This window comes from Saccharopolyspora sp. NPDC045839 (assembly GCF_056431645.1).
In genome coordinates this window covers 41,635-59,667 of record NZ_JBWKKH010000048.1, presented here as the reverse complement: position 1 = coordinate 59,667, position 18,033 = coordinate 41,635, and the positions used below count along the sequence as shown (strand labels likewise).

Annotated in this window: 15 protein-coding genes; 7 read left to right on the top strand and 8 right to left on the bottom strand. The window is 70.9% G+C overall.

The annotated features are described in order from the left end of the window. Positions 1 to 157: 157 nt before the first annotated feature. From AC07EQ_RS39750 to AC07EQ_RS39740, 3 genes are all read right to left on the bottom strand, one after another. Entirely contained in the window at positions 158 to 1,135 is a 978-nt protein-coding gene (locus tag AC07EQ_RS39750; protein WP_478392967.1) for a cation diffusion facilitator family transporter, read from the bottom strand. Positions 1,136 to 1,208: 73 nt separating this feature from the next. After that, positions 1,209 to 2,144, bottom strand: a complete 936-nt coding sequence (locus tag AC07EQ_RS39745; protein ID WP_478392966.1) for a dihydrodipicolinate synthase family protein — start codon at positions 2,142 to 2,144, stop codon at positions 1,209 to 1,211. 34 nt (positions 2,145 to 2,178) lie between these two features. Further along, positions 2,179 to 3,135, bottom strand: a complete 957-nt coding sequence (locus AC07EQ_RS39740; RefSeq protein WP_478392965.1) for a LysR family transcriptional regulator — start codon at positions 3,133 to 3,135, stop codon at positions 2,179 to 2,181. Between the two features lie 130 nt (positions 3,136 to 3,265). Between AC07EQ_RS39740 and AC07EQ_RS39735 the strand changes: the two genes are divergently transcribed. The 3 genes from AC07EQ_RS39735 to yidC all read left to right on the top strand — a co-directional run bounded on the left by AC07EQ_RS39735 (position 3,266) and on the right by yidC (position 7,209). After that, a complete protein-coding gene (locus tag AC07EQ_RS39735; protein ID WP_478392964.1) occupies positions 3,266 to 4,585 on the top strand; it encodes an MFS transporter in 1,320 nt (439 codons plus the stop codon). After that, entirely contained in the window at positions 4,582 to 5,976 is a 1,395-nt protein-coding gene (locus AC07EQ_RS39730; RefSeq protein ID WP_478392963.1) for an FAD-binding oxidoreductase, read from the top strand. The genes AC07EQ_RS39735 and AC07EQ_RS39730 overlap by 4 nt, the downstream gene beginning before the upstream one ends. Positions 5,977 to 6,156: 180 nt before the next feature. After that, positions 6,157 to 7,209: a membrane protein insertase YidC gene (gene yidC / locus AC07EQ_RS39725; protein ID WP_478392962.1), complete on the top strand. Its 1,053-nt coding sequence runs from the start codon at positions 6,157 to 6,159 to the stop codon at positions 7,207 to 7,209. 169 nt (positions 7,210 to 7,378) lie between these two features. On the opposite strand, the gene AC07EQ_RS39720 is transcribed toward yidC, so the two are convergent. Then, positions 7,379 to 8,026, bottom strand: coding sequence for a class F sortase (locus AC07EQ_RS39720; RefSeq protein ID WP_397526125.1), 648 nt, complete (start codon positions 8,024 to 8,026; stop codon positions 7,379 to 7,381). Beyond that, positions 8,023 to 9,426, bottom strand: coding sequence for an MSCRAMM family protein (locus tag AC07EQ_RS39715; RefSeq protein WP_478392961.1), 1,404 nt, complete (start codon positions 9,424 to 9,426; stop codon positions 8,023 to 8,025). Before AC07EQ_RS39715 ends, AC07EQ_RS39720 begins: the two co-directional genes overlap by 4 nt. A gap of 429 nt (positions 9,427 to 9,855) precedes the next feature. Here AC07EQ_RS39715 and AC07EQ_RS39710 point away from each other — a divergent pair, with 429 nt between their 5' ends. Next, the gene (locus tag AC07EQ_RS39710; RefSeq protein WP_478392960.1) at positions 9,856 to 10,650 is read left to right on the top strand and encodes a Bax inhibitor-1/YccA family protein; all 795 of its coding nucleotides are present in this window, start codon (positions 9,856 to 9,858) and stop codon (positions 10,648 to 10,650) included. Positions 10,651 to 11,043: 393 nt separating this feature from the next. Here AC07EQ_RS39710 and AC07EQ_RS39705 read toward each other — a convergent pair whose 3' ends face one another. After that, a complete protein-coding gene (locus tag AC07EQ_RS39705; protein ID WP_478392959.1) occupies positions 11,044 to 12,264 on the bottom strand; it encodes an acetyl-CoA C-acetyltransferase in 1,221 nt (406 codons plus the stop codon). Positions 12,265 to 12,482: 218 nt separating this feature from the next. Then, entirely contained in the window at positions 12,483 to 13,409 is a 927-nt protein-coding gene (locus tag AC07EQ_RS39700; protein ID WP_478392958.1) for an SGNH/GDSL hydrolase family protein, read from the bottom strand. A gap of 245 nt (positions 13,410 to 13,654) precedes the next feature. On the opposite strand from AC07EQ_RS39700, the gene AC07EQ_RS39695 reads away from it, so the two are divergent. From AC07EQ_RS39695 to AC07EQ_RS39685, 3 genes are all read left to right on the top strand, one after another. After that, complete coding sequence (locus tag AC07EQ_RS39695; RefSeq protein WP_358575174.1) at positions 13,655 to 15,022, top strand: cystathionine beta-synthase; 1,368 nt, start codon at positions 13,655 to 13,657, stop codon at positions 15,020 to 15,022. A 102-nt stretch (positions 15,023 to 15,124) separates the two neighbouring features. Next, on the top strand, positions 15,125 to 16,192 hold the full coding sequence (locus tag AC07EQ_RS39690) for a hypothetical protein (RefSeq protein WP_478392957.1): 1,068 nt from the start codon (positions 15,125 to 15,127) through the stop codon (positions 16,190 to 16,192). A gap of 103 nt (positions 16,193 to 16,295) precedes the next feature. Then, positions 16,296 to 17,435 carry a cystathionine gamma-synthase gene (locus AC07EQ_RS39685; RefSeq protein WP_478392956.1) on the top strand — a complete coding sequence of 380 codons (1,140 nt, stop codon included), beginning with the start codon at positions 16,296 to 16,298 and terminating at the stop codon, positions 17,433 to 17,435. Positions 17,436 to 17,583: 148 nt separating this feature from the next. On the opposite strand, the gene AC07EQ_RS39680 is transcribed toward AC07EQ_RS39685, so the two are convergent. Further along, a complete protein-coding gene (locus AC07EQ_RS39680; RefSeq protein ID WP_478392955.1) occupies positions 17,584 to 17,823 on the bottom strand; it encodes a hypothetical protein in 240 nt (79 codons plus the stop codon). Between the last annotated feature and the right edge of the window lie 210 nt (positions 17,824 to 18,033).

Genomic DNA, 18,033 nt, shown 5'->3' with positions numbered 1-18,033 from the left:
CAACTCCCCGAACGCAACCTCACGATCGGGATCGTGCACACTAGCCATCGCAGCCCTTGGATCGATCTTCTTTCTGTGGCAAGAGGAATGATCAACCAAGGGCTGCGTTCATGATCAACCGGGTCCGTGCTACCCACGCCAGAAGTTAAAAACCAAGCTAGAGCGGGTGGCCGTAGCGGGCGAGGACCCGGGCGCGCAGCTCCGGGTCGTTGCGCGGCACCGGCTCCAGGAACACCTCGTCCAGTTGCGCGAATTCGGCGCGCAGCATCGAGTCGATGCGCACCACGGCGCGTTCCAGCTCGGTGGAGTCCAGCGTCGCGGCGAAGTCCAGGCGGGCGCAGAACAGCACCCGGTCGGTCCCGGTGTTCATGGACAGCACGTCCACGATGAAGTCCACCTCGGGCTGCTCCGCGAGCCTGTTCCGCACGGCCGCCAGCAGTCGCCGGTCGGCCTGTTGGCCGATCAGCAGCCCCAGGTTGGTGCGGGCCATGGTGTAGGCGACCGCGGCCAGCAGCGCGCCGATCGCGAGCGAGGCGAGCCCGTCCCAGGCGCTCGACCCGGTGAGCTGGTGCAACCCGAGCCCGGCGAACGCGAGCAGCAGCCCGGCCAGCGCGGCGCTGTCCTCCAACAGCACCGTCTTGACCGTCGGATCGTCGGAGATCCGCAGGTGGTGGAGGATCTTGTCGCCGCTCTCGGCGGCCTCGGCCCGCACCTGCCGCATCGCGCGCAGCCAGGACACGCCCTCCAGGACGAACGCGATCGCGAGCACGACGTACCCGACCAGCGGCTGGGTCTGCTCCTCCGGCGGGCCGAGCAGGGTCCGGAAGCCCTCGATGAAGGCGAAGACGGCACCGGAGACGAAGATGCTCATCGCGGCGATCAGCGACCAGAAGTACCGCTCCTTGCCGTAGCCGAACGGGTGGCGGGCGTCGGCGGGTTTGCCGGAGCGCCGCAGCGCGGTCAGCAGGAACACCTCGGTGCACGTGTCGGCCACCGAGTGCGCGGCCTCGGAGAGCATCGCCGCCGACCCGGTGATCACCCCGGCGAACGCCTTCATGGCCGCGATGGCCAGGTTGATGCCCAGCGCCACCAGCACCGTGAGCGTGCTCTCGCCGCCCTTGTCCGCGTCCGCCATCGTCGACTCCCGGTCCTCCTCGCTCCGGCGAACACGCTAGGCGCGCCGGAGCGACCGGGCCCGTCAAGGCAGGTCACACCGCGAGTCGGGCCTCCCGCAGCGCCTCGCGGATCTCCTCGAGCGCATCCGGGTCGGTGATCGGCAGCTTCGGCTCGCGGGGCAGCCCGGCCGGCTGGCCGAGCAGGTTCATGGCGGCCTTGAGGGACGCCTGCATGCCGCCGTAGCGCCAGTTGTAGCCGTCGGTGCCCGCGCCGCGCAGCCGGGACATCAGCCGGGCGTTGGTGTCGGCGATCTCGGCTGCCTCGTCGAGCCGCCCCTGCCACGCCAGCTCGAAGAACCGGGGCATCCGCTCGCCGAGCAGCATCCCGGAACTGAAGTGCCCGTCGCCGCCGAAACCGCCCGCGATGGCGGAAAGTCCCAGCCGGGAAAGCAGGTTCCCGAACACCAGGACCCGGTCCGAGACCGCCTCGATGGTGGCGTAGAACGTCCGGTCGTCGGGAGTGCTCTGCTTGATCGCCACGACGTTCGGGATCGCCACGAGCTCGTCGAGCTGCTCGATCGAGATGTCTGCCGCGGCGTCCTGCGGGAAGTTGTACAGCCAGGCGGGAAGGCTCGTGGCGCCGAAGACGTCCACGTAGTACCGGTGCAGCTCGCGCGCGGTGGGCCGAACGCCCGCGGGCGGCGCCGCCATCACCGCATCGGCACCGATCTGCTCGGCGTGCCGGGCGAGCTCGACGGCGTCCGCGGTGCGCGGGTGCATCACGCCGACGATCACCGGCACCCGCCCGGCCGCCTCTTCGACGGCCGCCGCCGCCAGCCGCCGGCGCTCGTCGAGGGTTTGCAGCGGCCATTCGCCGGTGCTGCCGTTGACCAGCAGCCCGTGCACGCCCTGGCGCACGAACAGCTCCACCGTCGCCCGGAAGGCCGGCAGGTCCAGCTCGCCGGAGCCGGCGAAGGGCGTGGGCAGGGCGCTGAAGTAGCCGCGCCAGGCGACGTCGGTGCGGTCCATGGTGATCCCTTCGTGACGGCGTGCCGACACGACGCTAGGACCGCGCCGATGCCTCGCCGTTGCGATTTGCGCTGCGATCGATGCCCGAATCGGCATGGTCGTGCCCGAAGTTCTTCAGCAGGTGCCGCAGGTTCAGCAGCACCGGGCTGGATTCGCCGCGCCGCCAGGTCAGCATCACCGTCGACTTCGCCGGATTTCCCCGCAGCCGGGCGAACTTCACCCCGGGCCGCGGAATCCGGGAGAGCTGGCCGGAAACCAGCGCGACGCCCTCGCCCGCGGCCACCAGCGTCAGCAGCATCGGGGTGCTCTGGGCCTGGTGCCGCACGGTCGGCGTGAACCCGGCGGCCGCGCAACCGGTGAGCGTCGCGGTGATCATGCCCTGGCCGAGATCCCGCCGGTAGATGACGAATTCCTCGTCGGCGAGCTCGGCGAGGTCGATCTCGGGGGAGTCCAGCCGGTGTGTGACCGGCAGCGCCGCTACGAGGTCGTCGTTGCCCACCGGGTCGAAGTCCAGCTCCGGGTCGACGTTCGCCGGGGCGCGCAGCAGGCCGCAGTCGATGGTGCCGGTGCGCAGCGCCTCGACCTGCTCGTCCGTGTGCAGCTCGTGGAGCTGCAGGTCGAGGTCGGCGTGCAGCTGCCGCAGGCCGCGCAGCACGCGCGGCAGGAGGTCGATCGCCAGCGGCTCGACGTACCCGATCGCCAGCCGGCCGATCTGCCCCTGCTCCGCCCGGCGGGCGATGTCGCGCGCCCGGTCCAGCCGGGCGAGCACGCCGGTCAGCTCGGCGGCGAACGCCGCGCCCGCCGCCGTCAGCTCCACGCGCCGGGAACTGCGGTCCAGCAGCCGGACCCCGATCGTCTGCTCCAACGCCTGGAGGTGCCGGGTCAGCGGGGGCTGGGTCAGGTGCAACCGCTGCGCCGCCCGGCCGAAGTGCAGTTCCTCGGCGAGCACCTGGAAGACCCGGAGCTGCTGGACCGTCGGATCGTTAGCCATATCGGCATTGATGCAGGACGAACGGGCAATGGTCAACAGCCGGGCCCGGACTAGCGTCGCCGTATTCACCGCGACGGGCTCGGGTCCCGGCAGCCGTCCGCACCCGCCCGCTTCCAGCGAGGGGACCTCCATGGCTGAGCAAGCACGAACGGCTCCGGTGCGGCTGCGCCGGGTGATCGCCGCCGCCGGCATCGGCAACTTCGTCGAATGGTTCGACTTCAGTCTCTACGGATTCCTCGCCCCGGTGCTGGCCGCCCAGTTCTTCCCGAACTCGGATCCGGCGGCATCGCTGCTGGCCACCTTCGCGGTCTTCGGGCTCGCGTTCTTCGTGCGGCCGCTGGGTGCGCTGTACTTCGGTCGGATGGGCGACCGGGTGGGCCGCCGGACGACGCTGTCGGTCATCGTGCTGCTGATGTCCGGGTCGACGGCGGTGATCGGCCTGCTGCCGACCTACGCCGCGATCGGCGTGGGCGCTCCGCTGCTGCTGCTCCTGATGCGCTTGCTGCAAGGCTTTTCCGCCGGCGGCGAGTTCACCGGGGCCTCGGTGCTGATCGTCGAGTACGCGCCGCCGCACCGCCGCGGGCTGTACATGAGCGCGCTGTCCATCTCGACGTTCGCCGCGTCCGCCCTCGGCGTCATGATCACCGCCGCGCTGACCAGCGGGGTCGGCGTCGAGGCGATGCAGGCGTGGGGCTGGCGGGCGCTGTTCCTGCTCTCGTTGCCCCTCGGCCTGGTCGGTCTCTACCTGCGGTTGAAGGTCGAGGAGACGCCCGAGTTCAAGCGGCTGGAGCACGCCGCCGACGTCGAGCAGGCTCCGCTGGCCGAGGCGTTGCGCACGCAGCGCAAGCCGATCGCCACCCTGTTCGTGCTGATCATGATCAACTCGGTGGCGTTCTACGTGCTGGGCACCTACTGGCCCACGTTCCTCTCCCAGCACGCCGGGATGGCCCGTACCGAGGCGTTGTGGTCCTCGGCCGCGGCCTACGGCGTGCTGATCGCGACCGCGCCGCTGCACGGATACCTGGCCGACCGCTTCGGCCGGAAGCCGATGATGGTGTACGCGACGGTCGGGTTCGCGGTGGTCGCGATCCCGGGATTCCTGCTCTCCGCGCAGGGCGGTTTCTGGACCGCCTTCCTCGGTCAGGCGCTGTTCGCGCTGATGGCGGGCGCGATGAGCCCGGTGAACAGCCTGATCACCGCCGAGCTCTTCCCGCCGCACGTCCGCTACAGCTCCGGCGCCATCGGGCAGAACCTGGCGTACCTGGTCTTCGGCGGCACCGCGCCGTACGTCTGCACGTTCCTGATCGCCGCAACCGGTTCGGGGCTGTCGCCGGCCATCTACATCGCCGCGATCGCGGTGGTTTCCGCGCTGGGGGCCATCTTCATGCTCCGGGAGACCAAACCGGCCGAGGCGCCGTCCAGGGACCGGGTCGTGGAAGGTGCGTCGTGACGGGGCTCGCGGAGTTGTGGTCGATCGTCGGCGCGGCCGGCCTGCTGCCGCCGGACGCCGACCTGCGGCGCTACGAGATCGCGCCGAACCTGCTCACCGGTGCGGCCGCGTTCCTGGTCCGCCCGTCCACGGTGGACGAGGTCCGGGCCGTCCTGGCCTGGGCCAGGGGGAACGCCACCAGGCTGGTGGTGCAGGGCGCGAACTCGGGGCTGGTCGGCGCGGGACTGCCGGACGCCTCCGGCGGCTGGGGAGTGCTTTCCACCGAACGGCTGCGGGAGCCGTTCTCGGTCGATCCGCGGGCGCGGACGCTGATCGCGGGCGCCGGGTGGCGGCTGGACGAGATCAACGAGCGGCTGGCGGAGCATTCGCTGCAGCTGCCCGTCGAGGTCGGGTCGAGCCCGTCGGTCGGCGGCATGGTCGCCACCAACACGGCCGGCTCGCACGTCATCCGCTACGGCGACGTCCGCCGGCGGCTCCTCGGCGTGCAGGCCGTGGTGCCGGACGACCGGGGCACGGTCTTCGACCGGCTCAAACCGCTGCGGAAGTGCAACGAGGGCCTCGACGTCAGCCAGCTGTTCGTCGGCACCGGCGGCGAGTACGGCGTGGTGACCGCGGCGAGCGTCGAGCTGGCGCCGCTGCCGCGCAGCCGGGCGGCCGCGTGGCTGGCGGTGGCGGAGGACCGGATGCCGGACGTGCTGAACGTCTTCGAGCATTCCTGCGCGGAGTGGCTCTCCGCCTGCGAGGTCGCCTCGCCGTCGGCGCTAGCCCTGCTCGCCGACCGGCACGGCGCGCTGCTCCGCCGGGTCCCGTCGCCGCACCACCACGCGATGCTGGTGGAGGTCGGGGCGCCGGACGGCTCGGCGGAGGAGCGGCTGCTCGCGGTGCTCGCCGACTTGGACGAGCGCGGCTGGTTGATCGGCGCGCGGGTGGGCGGCCCGGCCGAGATGTGGCAGGTGCGGCACACCATCCCGGAGATCACCGAGCGGATGAGCCCCGTGTGGAGCTTCGACGTGTCCACGCCGCGCAGCGAGATCGCCGCGTTCCGGCGCGACGTGCTCGCGCGCCTCGCCGCCAGGCACCCGGAGATCACGCCGATCGAGCTCGGCCACTACGGCGACGGCGGGCTGCACCTGATCCTGCCGCTGCCCGTGCAGGTCGCCGCCGACCCCGACGCGGTCGATGGCGTGCGCCGGCTCGTCTACGACACGGCGGTGCGGGATCACGGCGGCACCTTCAGCGCCGAGCACGGCATCGGGCCGAAGAACGCGGATATGTACCGCCGCTACGTGTCGGAGGACGTGCGCGAACTCTCGGCGGCGCTGAAGCGGCGCTTCGACCCGGACGGGATCCTCGGCTGGTCGCTTTCGTCACCCGACCGGGTGAGCAGGTGAAACGGGGTCCGTCCCACGGGCCGGGCGGCTCGGGTCGCGTCACATTTCCAGGGGGCGGCGGCCGTGTTATGGCCGGGCATGGCACCCTTGGGTTGGCTGTTCCTGCATTTCGCACGGGTGCGGCTGCGCACGTACGCCCCGGTTGCGCCGGATAGCCGGGCCATGACCAGGAGTGGCTGAGTGGCAGACTTTTTCTCCTTCATCCTTTACCCGGTGTCGGCGATCTTGTGGTTCTGGCACAAGGTCTTCGGCGCCGTGCTCGGGCCGGACAACGGCTTCGCCTGGGCGCTTTCGGTGTTCTTCCTGGTGTTCTCGCTGCGCGTGGTGCTGCTGAAGCCGGCGATCAGCCAGCTGCGCGCGGGCCGCAAGATGGCGAAGTTCGCGCCGCAGATCCAGAAGCTGCGCGAGAAGTACAAGGGCGATCGCCAGCGCATGGCGCAGGAGATGCAGAAGCTGCAGTCCGAGCACGGGGTGAACCCGCTCGGCGGCTGTCTGCCCGCGCTGTTGCAGATCCCGGTCTTCCTGAGCCTCTTCCACGTGCTGCAGAACTTCCACCCGGGCGCGGAGAGCAACTACATCTTCGACCGGGCCGGCGTCGAGTCGTTCATCAACGCCGACATCTTCGGCGCCAAGCTGGGGAACTGGATCACCCAGCCGGCGGACCAGCTCGCGTTGTTCGGCACCGACCGGACGTCCATGATGATCGTCGGCATCCCGCTGATGCTCATCGCGTCGGTGGCCACGTTCTTCACCATGCGGCTGTCGGTCAAGAAGCAGACCGACGCGGCGATGGCCAACCCGCAGTCGGCCATGATGGCCAAGTTCATGATGTACATCGCGCCGATCGGCGCGATCATCTCCGGTTGGTTCCTGCCGATCGCGGTGCTGCTGTACTGGCTGGCGAACAACGTCTGGACGCTGGGCCAGCAGCACTTCCTGACCAAGAAGATCGACCACGAGCAGGAGCGCGAGAAGGCCAAGGAGATCGAGGCCAAGAAGGCGGCCCCGCGGCCGAAGCCGGGCCAGAAGCCGGTGCGCGCCGAGGCCAAGAACGGCGAAGAGGACGCGGAGCCGGCTGCGGCGACGACGGGCGGCGCGAAGCCTGCCGGCGGTCAGGCCGGCGGAGCCAACGGCCAGCGGCCGGGCAACCGGCCGGGAGGCAAGAAGAACCAGCCGAAGAACCGGCCGGGGAAGCAGGCCGCGTCGGCCAAGAAGGGCAAGAAGAGACGTTAGGTCCGCAATTTCAATGGAAATCAGAGCTCTGATTTCCATTGAAATTGCGGCGAACGGAACGAAGGTTCCGTGGTTCGGAAGTGGCGAAAGGGCCGGTGGAGGAAGTCCACCGGCCCTTTCGCTCGTTCCGGGATGGTCCGCCGGGCCGCCCAGGGGGCGGCCGGGCCGGTTACTCCGGGGTGGCCACGACGATGCGGTTCTCGTCGTAGCCGAGGTCACCGCCGACGTAGCGCCCGCCGCAGGTCACCAGCACCAGACGATGCGCGCCGCCTTGGCCGAACAGCTCGCGGGCCCGGCCGGGCAGCTCGTCCTTGTCCACCGTGACGACCTCCGACACCCGGTACCGGTACTCCCGGCCGGCGTCGTCGACGACGGTGACAGGCTGGCCGGTCTGCGATTCCCACAGCTCGGCGAACGGCCCGACGGTGCCCTTCCAGTTGACGTGCCCGGCGAGCACCGTCGCGCCCTTCGGCGCGTCCAGCCCGGCGCCCCACCAGGTCGCCTCGCCGACGCCGTCCGGCACCGGCAGGGTTCCCGAGCGGTCGATCTCCTTGCGCACGAGCTCCGCCGTGCCGCCCTGCGGCAGCCGGATCGTGCCCGGCGGCTGCCCGGCCGGCACGTGCACCGGCTGGGCGGGTAGCGCCTGCGGGGCGACGGCCGCGGCGTGCGGTGTCGGTTCGGCCGGGGCGACCGGGACGGTCAGGGCGGCCGGCTGATCGCCGCCGAACAGGCCGCCGGCGATCAGGACGACCGCCGCGACCAGTCCGATGACGCCGGCCGCCACCAGCGCGAACAGGGAACGTCGAGACTTGCTCACTGCTGCCGCCCCGCCCCGATCCGGCGGCGCACCGCCACCGCGCCGAAGGCCGCGACCAGGGTCAGGCCCGCCAGGCCGCCGATCAGTCCGGCAGGAGTCCCGCCGTCCGCCGGGGTCGGGTCACCGGCCGGGATGTGGATCGGCACGGTCGGGGTGTTCGGCGTGTTGGCCAGGCTCAGCTCCAGCGTCTCGCCGGGCTGGACCGTGCCGGACACCGACGGCGGGTTCGCCTCGTCGAAGGCCTCCTCGTAGCCCTTGGCGGGCGCGACCTCGGTGAGCTTGATCTCCTGCGGGGTGCGCAGGTCGGGCACGGTGGCGGTGCCGTCCTCGCCGGTGACGACCACGAGGGGCTGCCCGTCCTCGCCGAGCAGCGGGGTGCCGTCCTGGCGCAGCGCGGGCGAACCGTCCGCGGCGGTCACGCGCAGCGAGACGCCGGCGATGCCCGCCTGGCTCTCCGCGTCGACCTTGCCGACGTGCACCACGCCGGGCGCGGTCACCGCGGTGGCGGTGGCCTCGATGGAGAGCTCCTGCTCGCCGCCGGTGGACACGACGCGCTGGGTCGTGTCGGGCTGGTTGACGGCCTGCCGCACGTACGGCCGCTCGGCCGGGGCGGACAGCTTGCCGGTGATCTTCGGGTTCGGGCCGGTCGGCGTGACCTTCAGCGCCAGCGGGCTGCCGTCCTCCGGCGTGGTGACGGTGCCGTCGGCGTCCAGGCCCTCGACGGTCGCGTCGGTCAGCGCGAGCTCGACCGGGACGCCGCCGACGCCCTTGTCGTCCGTGCGCTGCACGGCGAGCGTCCAGTCCGCGGCCTGGCCGATGGTCTGCTCGCCCTCAGGTGCGGTGAGCTCGGCCTTCCAGGGGCCCCGGTTCGCCGCGGCTTCCGCCTTGAGCTCCTCGACAGCGGCCTGCACGCCCTGCGGCAGCTTGGCGAAGTGGGCGTCGACGTCGTAGCCGATGCGCTTGAAGTCGTTCTCCGGGTCGAGGTCCGCCTGGCTGCGCGGCGCGGCGGTCCACGAGTGCAGCAGGTGCGCCAGCGCGGCGGCCTCGTCCGGCGACTGCGTGTTGCCGTAGCGCAGCAGCAGGTACGAGATGTTCGCCGCCACGTCGTCCGGGAGCTGCGTGCCCCACTTGGTCTTGAGCTCGTCGCCCGGCTGGTACTCCTCGCCGCTGTCCGGAGCGGTCAGCGCGAACTGCACGCACCAGACCTGCTGCCCGTTGACGAGGTAGGAACCCAGCCAGTCGCGGTCCGGTTCCGGGTTGCCCCGGTACGGTTGCCCGGGCCGGGTCTCGTGGCCGATCGCCTCCTGCGGGTCGGCACTAGCGGCGCCGGGGGTGGCGAGCAAGCTGCCCCCCGCGAGCACGGCGGTGCCGAGCACCGCCGTGAGCCATTTCCTGAACATGCGCATGAAGCTCCAGTTCCGGTGGTGGAGGTGAGAGGCGCCACGTGCTCGTTCTCCGACCCCGACCAGGAGCACGGGTCGCCTCACGCGATGATTCCGATCACGGAGTGTGCCCACAAGAGGTCATTAGGTGGACCTTTCCGGTTACTGCCCGCCGACGGTCGCGCACGGACCGTTCGGTTCGGTCACCCGTTGGGCCGCACCGCAGGCGTCCCGGCCTCGTCCGTCGCCTACCGGTCGCAGCGCCGGTGATCGGTTGGCGACGCGATGCGATCGTTACTGTTCGCGAAATCGATACCCAGTAAGTGCCCCGCCTCGATGGGGAGCGGCGAGATCGAACGGTAAAGTCGGTTTTACCGAACCGGGAACCGGTCAACGCCCCCGATCGTTGTTCCGAGTGACGGCGCAAGCACGCCCCAGGAGGATGAGTTGCGCACATCGAGCAACCCAGCGTTCCGCAACCTGCCGACGACCGGCGGTTACGCGAACTTCAACTACGGCCAGGGGCAGCCTGCTGCGCCCTACGGCCAGGCGCCGGCTGCGCCGCCGCAGACCGCGCGACCGATGACCATCGACGACGTGGTCACCAAGACCGCGATCACGCTCGGCCTGGCGGTGATCACCGGCACCCTGACCTACCTGGTCGGCCCGCCGGCCGTCGCGCTGGCCCTGCCGGCCGCGATCATCGGCCTGGTGATCTCGCTGGTCATCATCTTCAAGAAGAAGGTCAGCCCGGCACTGGTCATCGCCTACTCGGCGGTCGAGGGCGTGTTCCTCGGCGGCATCAGCTACGTGATCGCCCTGGCGGTCGGCAACCCGGGGATCATCATCCAGGCCATCGCGGGCACCGTCGGTGTCTTCGCGGCCATGCTGGTGGTCTACAAGACGGGCGCCATCCGCGTCACCCCGAAGCTCACCAAGTGGATCATCGGCGCCCTCGCCGGTGTCGCGGTGCTGATGCTGGTCAACATGATCGCCAGCTTCTTCACCCCGGGCGGACTGGGCCTGCGCGACGGCAGCGGCCTCGCGATCGCGTTCAGCCTGCTGTGCATCGGCATCGCGGCGTTCAGCTTCCTGCTCGACTTCGACGCCGCGGACCAGGCGATCAAGGGCGGCGTGGACGCCAAGTTCGCCTGGTACATCGCCTTCGGCCTGATGACCACCCTGGTCTGGCTCTACCTGGAGATCCTCCGCCTGCTCTCCTACTTCCAAAGCAGCGACTGACGAAGACCGTTTCTGGACTCGTTCTGCGTAGCGGTGCGGGTGGCGGAACCTCAGAAGCCTTCTCGACTCCGGGATCCCCGACTTACGTATGACCAATACGCGGCATCGGGGCTGTCCTCGCGAGAAGGCTTCTGAGAACCCGCGGCGGTGCGAGTTGCGAGGGTGGGCTAAGCGGCTTCGCCGCTTGCGACGGCTCCCGCAGTGCGCTCTTCAACGTCGCGGCGGCGGTTCGCAGTAGTTGATTGCAAGGTCCGCCAGAGGCACGGGAACGGGCCCAACCGTCCTATTGGATGGTTGGGCCCGTTTCTTCTCTCCTGTGGGCGGTTTTGTCCGGAATGAAGGGCGCCTCTGGTCGAGTCTTCGGTCAGAGGCGCCCTTTGCTCATCGCCTGTATCAGGACAGGCGCTCCAAGACCATCGCCATGCCCTGGCCGCCGCCGACGCACATGGTTTCCAGGCCGAACTGCTTGTCGTGCCACTGGAGGGAGTTGATCAGCGTCGTCGTGATCCGGGCGCCCGTCATGCCGAACGGGTGGCCCACCGCGATCGCGCCGCCGTTGACGTTCAGCTTCTCCAGCGGGATGCCCAGGTCCTGGTAGGAGGGGATCACCTGGGCGGCGAACGCCTCGTTGATCTCCACCAGGTCGATGTCGCCGATGCCCAGCCCGGCGCGCTCGAGCGCCTGCTTGGACGCCTCCACCGGGCCGAGGCCCATGATCTCCGGCGACAGGCCGGAGACGCCGGTCGACACGACCCGCGCCAGCGGGGTCAGGCCGAGCTGCTCGGCCTTCGTGTCGCTCATGATCACCAGCGCGGCGGCGCCGTCGTTGAGCGGACAGCAGTTGGCCGCGGTGATCCGGCCGTCCGGGCGGAACACCGGCTTGAGCCCGGAGACGCCTTCCTTGGTCACGCCGGCCCGCGGCCCGTCGTCGGCGTCGACGACCTTGCCGTCGGGGGTGGTGACCGGGGTGATCTCGCGGCTCCAGAAGCCGTTGGCGATCGCCTTCTCGGCCAGGTTCTGCGAGCGGACGCCGAAGTCGTCCATCTCGTCGCGGCTGATGCCCTTGAGCCGGGCGAGGTTCTCGGCCGTCTGCCCCATCGGGATGTAGACGTCCGGGATCACGTCGAGGGTGCGCGGGTCGGTCCAGGAGTCCGCGCCCTGCTCGGCGGTCTGCTGGGTGCGCGCCTGGGCCTCGGCGAACAGCGGGTTCTTGGTGTCCTCCAGCGAGTCGGAGTTGCCCTTGGCGAACCGGGACACCATCTCGACGCCTGCGCTGATGAACACGTCGCCTTCGCCGGCCTTGATCGCGTGCAGCGCCATCCGGGTGGTCTGCAGGCTCGACGAGCAGTAGCGGGTGACGGTGGTGCCGGGCAGCTGGTCCTGGCCGAGCAGCACGGCGACCACGCGCGCCATGTTGTAGCCCTGCTCGCCGCCGGGCAGGCCGCAGCCCAGCATCAGGTCGTCGATGTCGGCCGGGTTCAGCTCGGGCACCTTGGCCAGCGCGGCGCGGATGATCTGTGCGGTGAGGTCGTCGGGCCGGAGGTCCTTCAGCGAGCCCTTGCCTGCTCGGCCGATGGGGGAGCGCGCGGTGGCGACGATGACTGCTTCGGGCATGGGAACTCCTTTGTTCGCGGCCGCGAAACGCGGTGCGGCCGCCTCAGGGCGACATGGCCTACCAAACGGTCACTTTAGATCCGGTACCGCCATCTTCGCGGTGACGACGGTCACCGGACAAGCCCCAAACCGACCGGTCAGTACGTCGCCTTGGTCACCACCCGTGAGTGCTTTGGGGTGCTGTAGCGCCCCAAAGCACTCACGGGTGGAGGGTGAGCTCAGGGGTTCCCGCGCCGGTGCAGCCTGCGGTTGAGCCGGGCCACGATCCGGCTGGTCGGGCGGCGTGCCTCGGCCGCCTTCGACCTGGTCGGGGCGGGCGGCAGCGGGCCGCCCCGCCATTCGCCGAGCACCGAGCACATCGCGGGCAGCAGGATCGCCGCCGCCGCCTCGTAACCCGCCGCCGAGGGGTGGAACCGGTCCGGGCTGAAGAACTCGCCCGGCCGCGCCAGGAACTCCGGCGACAGCAGGTCCGCCAGCGGCACCGCGCGCCCACCGGCCGCCTCCACCACGCGCCGCTGCGCGCGGCCGAGCGCGAGGCTCCAGTGCCGCGCGATGGAACGCAGCGGCTGCGGGATCGGCCGGATCGCGCCCAGGTCCGGGCAGGTGCCGACGACGACCGCGACCTCCGCGTCGATCAGCCGCCGCACCGCGTCGCCGAGCAGCTCCGCGCAGGCCGACACCGGCAGCTTCGAAGTGACGTCGTTGGCCCCGATGATGATCAGCGCCAGCTTCGGCGGGCGCAGCAGCGCGGCGTCCACCTGCGCGGCCAGCTCCTGCGACGTGGTGCCGACGATCGCGTGCGTGGTCAGCGCGACCGGCCGGTCGAGCTCCTCGGCCAGGCCGCGGGCCAGCCGCACCCCGGGCAGATCCGCCTGGAAGTCGACGCCGAGCCCCGCGGCGGCGGAGTCGCCGAGCACGGCGAACTCCAGCGGCTCGGAGCCGTCGGAGAGGTCACTGCGCGGCACCGGGCCGCTGCCGCTGGGCAGGTGGATGCCGTCGGCGCGCAGGGGATCGTTGGCCGGTGGGCCGATCACCCGCCGCGCGTACCCGGCCTGCCCGTTGAGCAGCCCGTACGCCGCGCCGGAAAGTCCGCCGGCGGTGCCCGCCGCCAGCAGTGCGAGCCGGAATGCCTTCGCCGCGATCATTCGGCCCTCCCTCACCAGTCCTGCGGCCGGTTAACGGCCGCGCCAACGGGGGTGGGAAATGGTCACCCACACCGCCGCGGGCCCGCGCGGCGAATTCCCCGTCACTGGCAAGACGCGGCGCGGACCGAAATCGTTCCCTGCCGGTGTGTCGCGTTCCAGGTCCCTTGAGTTAGCCGGTGACCAGGCGATTAGGCTCGACGTCACACACCCGGCGAGCAGCAGTTACGAAGGATCGAGGACCGGACGTGGACTACGTCGAGCACGTCACCGAACTAGTGGGCAACACACCCCTGGTGCGGCTTAACGCGGTGGCCAGCGGGCAGACCCCGGTGCTGGCCAAGGTCGAGTACCTGAACCCCGGCGGCAGCGTGAAGGACCGCATCGCGCTGCGCATGATCGAAGCAGCCGAGGCATCCGGCGAACTGCGCCCCGGCGGCACGATCGTGGAGCCCACCTCCGGCAACACCGGCGTGGGCCTGGCGATGGTCGCCCAGCGCAAGGGCTACCGCTGCGTGTTCGTCTGCCCGGACAAGGTCAGCGAGGACAAGCGCAACGTCCTCAAGGCCTACGGAGCGGAGGTCGTGGTGTGCCCGACGGCGGTGCCGCCGGAGCACCCGGACTCCTATTACAACGTCTCCGACCGCCTGGTCCGGGAGATCGACGGCGCCTGGAAGCCGAACCAGTACGCCAACCCGGCCAACCCGGAGTCGCACGTGCACTCCACCGGCCCGGAGATCTGGGAGCAGACCGGCGGCAAGGTGACGCACTTCGTGGCGGGCATCGGCACCGGCGGCACCATCTCCGGCACCGGCTCGTACCTGAAGAAGGTCTCCGACGGCCGCGTGCAGGTCATCGGCGCCGACCCGGAGGGCTCGGTCTACTCCGGCGGCAACGGGCGGCCCTACCTGGTCGAAGGCGTCGGCGAGGACTTCTGGCCCACCACCTACGACCGGGACGTCTGCGACCGGATCATCGCGGTCTCCGACGCCGACTCGTTCGAGATGACCCGCCGGCTGGCCCGCGAGGAGGCGCTGCTGGTCGGCGGTTCCTGCGGGATGGCGGTCGCGGCGGCGCTGGAGCTCGCCGAGACGACCGGCCCGGACGACGTGATCGTCGTGCTGCTACCCGACGGCGGCCGCGGCTACCTGACCAAGGTCTTCAACGACTCCTGGATGGCGTCCTACGGGTTCCTCTCGCCGGACCACGGCGGCGGTTCGGTCGGCGACGTGCTGCGCCGCAAGGACGGCACCATCCCGGACCTGGTGCACGTGCACCCGAGCGAAACCGTGGCCGACGCCGTCGCGATCCTCCGCGAGTTCGGCGTGTCGCAGATGCCCGTGGTCAGCGCGGAGCCGCCGATCATGGCCGCCGAGGTGGTCGGCGCGGTCAACGAGCGGGACCTGCTCGACGCGCTGTTCGCCGGCCGCGCGAACCTCGCGGACCGGGTCGAACTGCACATGTCGCCGCCGCTGCCGACCATCGGCGCGGGCGAGGAGATCAGCGCGGCGATGTCCGCGCTGGCGGGTGCCGACGGGGCCATGGTGTTGATCGACGGCAAGCCCGCGGGCGTGGTGACCCGCCAGGATGTGCTTGGATTCATCGCCGGCCGATGACGACTTGTTACGGAACGGCACTACGCTGCAGGTCGATCAGCTAGCGTGTGTGATCGCATGCCCCAGACTTCGCATTACGCCCCGAGGAAGTAGGACAACCCGATGAGCTCTCCGCAGCCGCCGGACGGCGGTCAGCAGGGTTCGGACCCCATCTCGAACCGGATGGACCCGCAGGACCCCAACCAGGCCGGCAGCGACGCGACGCAGGTCGTGAGGCCTGTCCAGCCGCAGGGCCAGCAGCAGCCACCGTCCGACTCGACCCAGGTCGTGCCGCCGTCGATGCAGCCGCCGCAGCCGATGTACCAGCAGCCCGGCCTCGCCGGCCAGGGCGCCGAGGCGACGACCGCGATGGTGCCGCCGTCGATGCAGCCGCCGCAGCCGATGTACCAGCAGCCGGGCACCCAGAGCCAGCCGGGCGGCTTCCCCTCGCAGCCGCAGGGCACGCCCAGCGGCGGCTTCCCGGCCCCGCAGGCCCAGGGCGGCTTCGGCGCCCAGCCGCCGCAGGCCGGCTACGGCCAGCCCGCGGCCAAGGGCCAGGGCAGCAAGGGTCTCGCGCTGACCGCAGGCTGGGTCGCGACCGCCATCGGTGGCCTCGGCCTGATCTTCAACCTGATCGGCCTGCTCGGCCTCGGCGCGGCGTACGCGTACCTGGAGCAGAGCACCGCTGACCTCCAGCAGTACGAGGAATATGGCATCGAGGTCCCCGAGATCAGCCTCCCGCCGTACGGCCTGATGATGACGCTGTACATCGGGATCCTGATCGCCAGCCTCGTGCTGCTGGCCGGCGGGATCATGGTCATCCTCAAGAAGAACATCGGCCCGATCCTGGTCGTCGCCGCTTCGGGTCTGTACGCCATCTGCCAGCTGGTGACCCTCTTCACCGGCTTCGTCACCGGCATCTCCATCGTCAGCACCATCGTGGCCGTCCTGTTCGCCGCGGCGATCGGTGTGCTGGCGTTCCTGCCGGGCACCCGGCAGTACATCGCCGCCGCCGGTTCCGGTGTGCCGGCTCCGGCCGCCGCCGGCGGCTTCGGCCAGCCGGGCCAGCCCGGTCAGCCGGGTGGCTTCGGCCAGCCGGGCCAGCCGCAGCAGTTCGGCCAGCCGGGCCAGCAGCCCGGCGGCTTCCCGCCCGCCGGCGGGCAGCAGCCGCCGCAGCCCCCGCAGTGGTGACGCGCTGATCCACGGAAGCGGCCCCCGACCTGCCCGGTCGGGGGCCGTTTCGCATCGCGGACCCGAGTCGGCGGATCGGCCGCCGGGTCGTACGCTGCTCCACATGAGTGACGGCTTCGCCACCCGCGCGATTCACGCGGGCCAGGAGGCAGACCCGACGACCGGTTCGGTGATCGTGCCGATCCACGCCACGTCGACCTACGCGCAGGACGGCGTGGGCGGCATGCGCGGCGGCTACGAGTACTCCCGCACCGGCAATCCGACCCGCACCGCGCTGGAGGAATGTCTGGCCGCGCTGGAGGGTGGCCGGCACGGGCGCGCGTTCGCCTCGGGCATGGCGGCCACCGACGCGGTGCTGCGCGCCACCCTGAAGCCGGGCGACCACCTGGTCATCCCGGACGACGCCTACGGCGGCACGTTCCGGCTGGTGGACAAGGTGCTCACCGCCTGGGGCGTCGAGTACACGCCCGCCCCGGTGTCCGATGTGGACGCGGTGCGGGCGGCGATCCGGCCGAACACCAAGGTGATCTGGGTCGAGACGCCCACCAACCCGCTGCTCAACATCGGCGACATCGCCGCCCTGGCGCAGGTTTCCCGCGACGCCGGCACGAAGCTGGTCGTGGACAACACCTTCGCCTCGCCGTACCTGCAGCAGCCGCTGGAGCTCGGCGCGAACGTCGTGGTGCACTCGACCACCAAGTACCTGGGTGGGCACTCCGACGTGGTCGGCGGCGCGGTGATCACCTCCGACGACGAGCTCGCCGAGCAGGTCGCGTTCCTGCAGAACGGGGCGGGCGCGGTGCCCGGGCCGTTCGACGTGTTCCTGACGCTGCGCGGCATCAAGACCCTCGCGGTGCGGATGGAGCGGCACAGCGCCAACGCCGAGCGCATCGTCGCCGCGCTGACCGGCCACCCGAAGGTCGCGAAGGTGCTCTACCCGGGCCTGCCGGAGCACCCCGGCCACGAGGTGGCGGCGAAGCAGATGCGCCACTTCGGCGGGATGATCTCCTTCCTGCACGCCGACGGCGAGGAGGCGGCGCTGGAGGTCTGCTCGCGCACCCGGCTGTTCACCCTGGCCGAGTCGCTGGGCGGCGTGGAGTCGCTGATCGAGCACCCGGGCCGGATGACGCACGCGAGCACGGCCGGTTCGATGCTGCAGGTCCCGTCCGACCTGGTGCGGCTGTCGGTCGGCATCGAAGAGGCCGACGACCTGGTCGAGGACCTCCTCACGGCCCTCGGCTGACCGGGCGGGCCGGTCGATTTCGCGCGAAATCGACACCAGGCACGCGTGGAGAGCGGCGATTTCGCGCGAAATCGCCGCTCTCCACGTTCCGGGACGGAGTGCCGGATGAACCGCCGAGAACCGCCGTCTGCGGTCCCGGCAGCCGAGGTCAGCGTTCGAGGGCCGGGTCGCCGCTGCCGAGCGGGCGGGTGTCGGCCGGCTGGCGGGGATTGACCGGGAGGTCGTCCGGCTGCAGGCAGCCGCCGATCAGCTCCACCACGCCGTCGCGCGATCGGTAGGAGCCCGGTTCGTCGCAGCCGGACTGGAGCACCGCGAACACCGCCGCGCCGGACAGGGCAGCGGCCGTGACGAATCCGGTGACCAGCGGGAACGCGCCATTCGTTGGCATCAGCCGCGCCATGCTTCCTCCCGTGTGCAGCCCCGGCACCGACGTCGGGCAGCGGACCTCGCGACACCTGGCAGGTGTACGCCGATGATCGCTGATCGTTCGAATCCCCGCCGCGACGGCTCGCCCCCACCAGCCTTCGTCGCGGTGCCGTCCGGTTGCGGGTGACCGGCCGCTTCTCCGAGGGTACCGAACGTGTTACCCGGGTCGCCT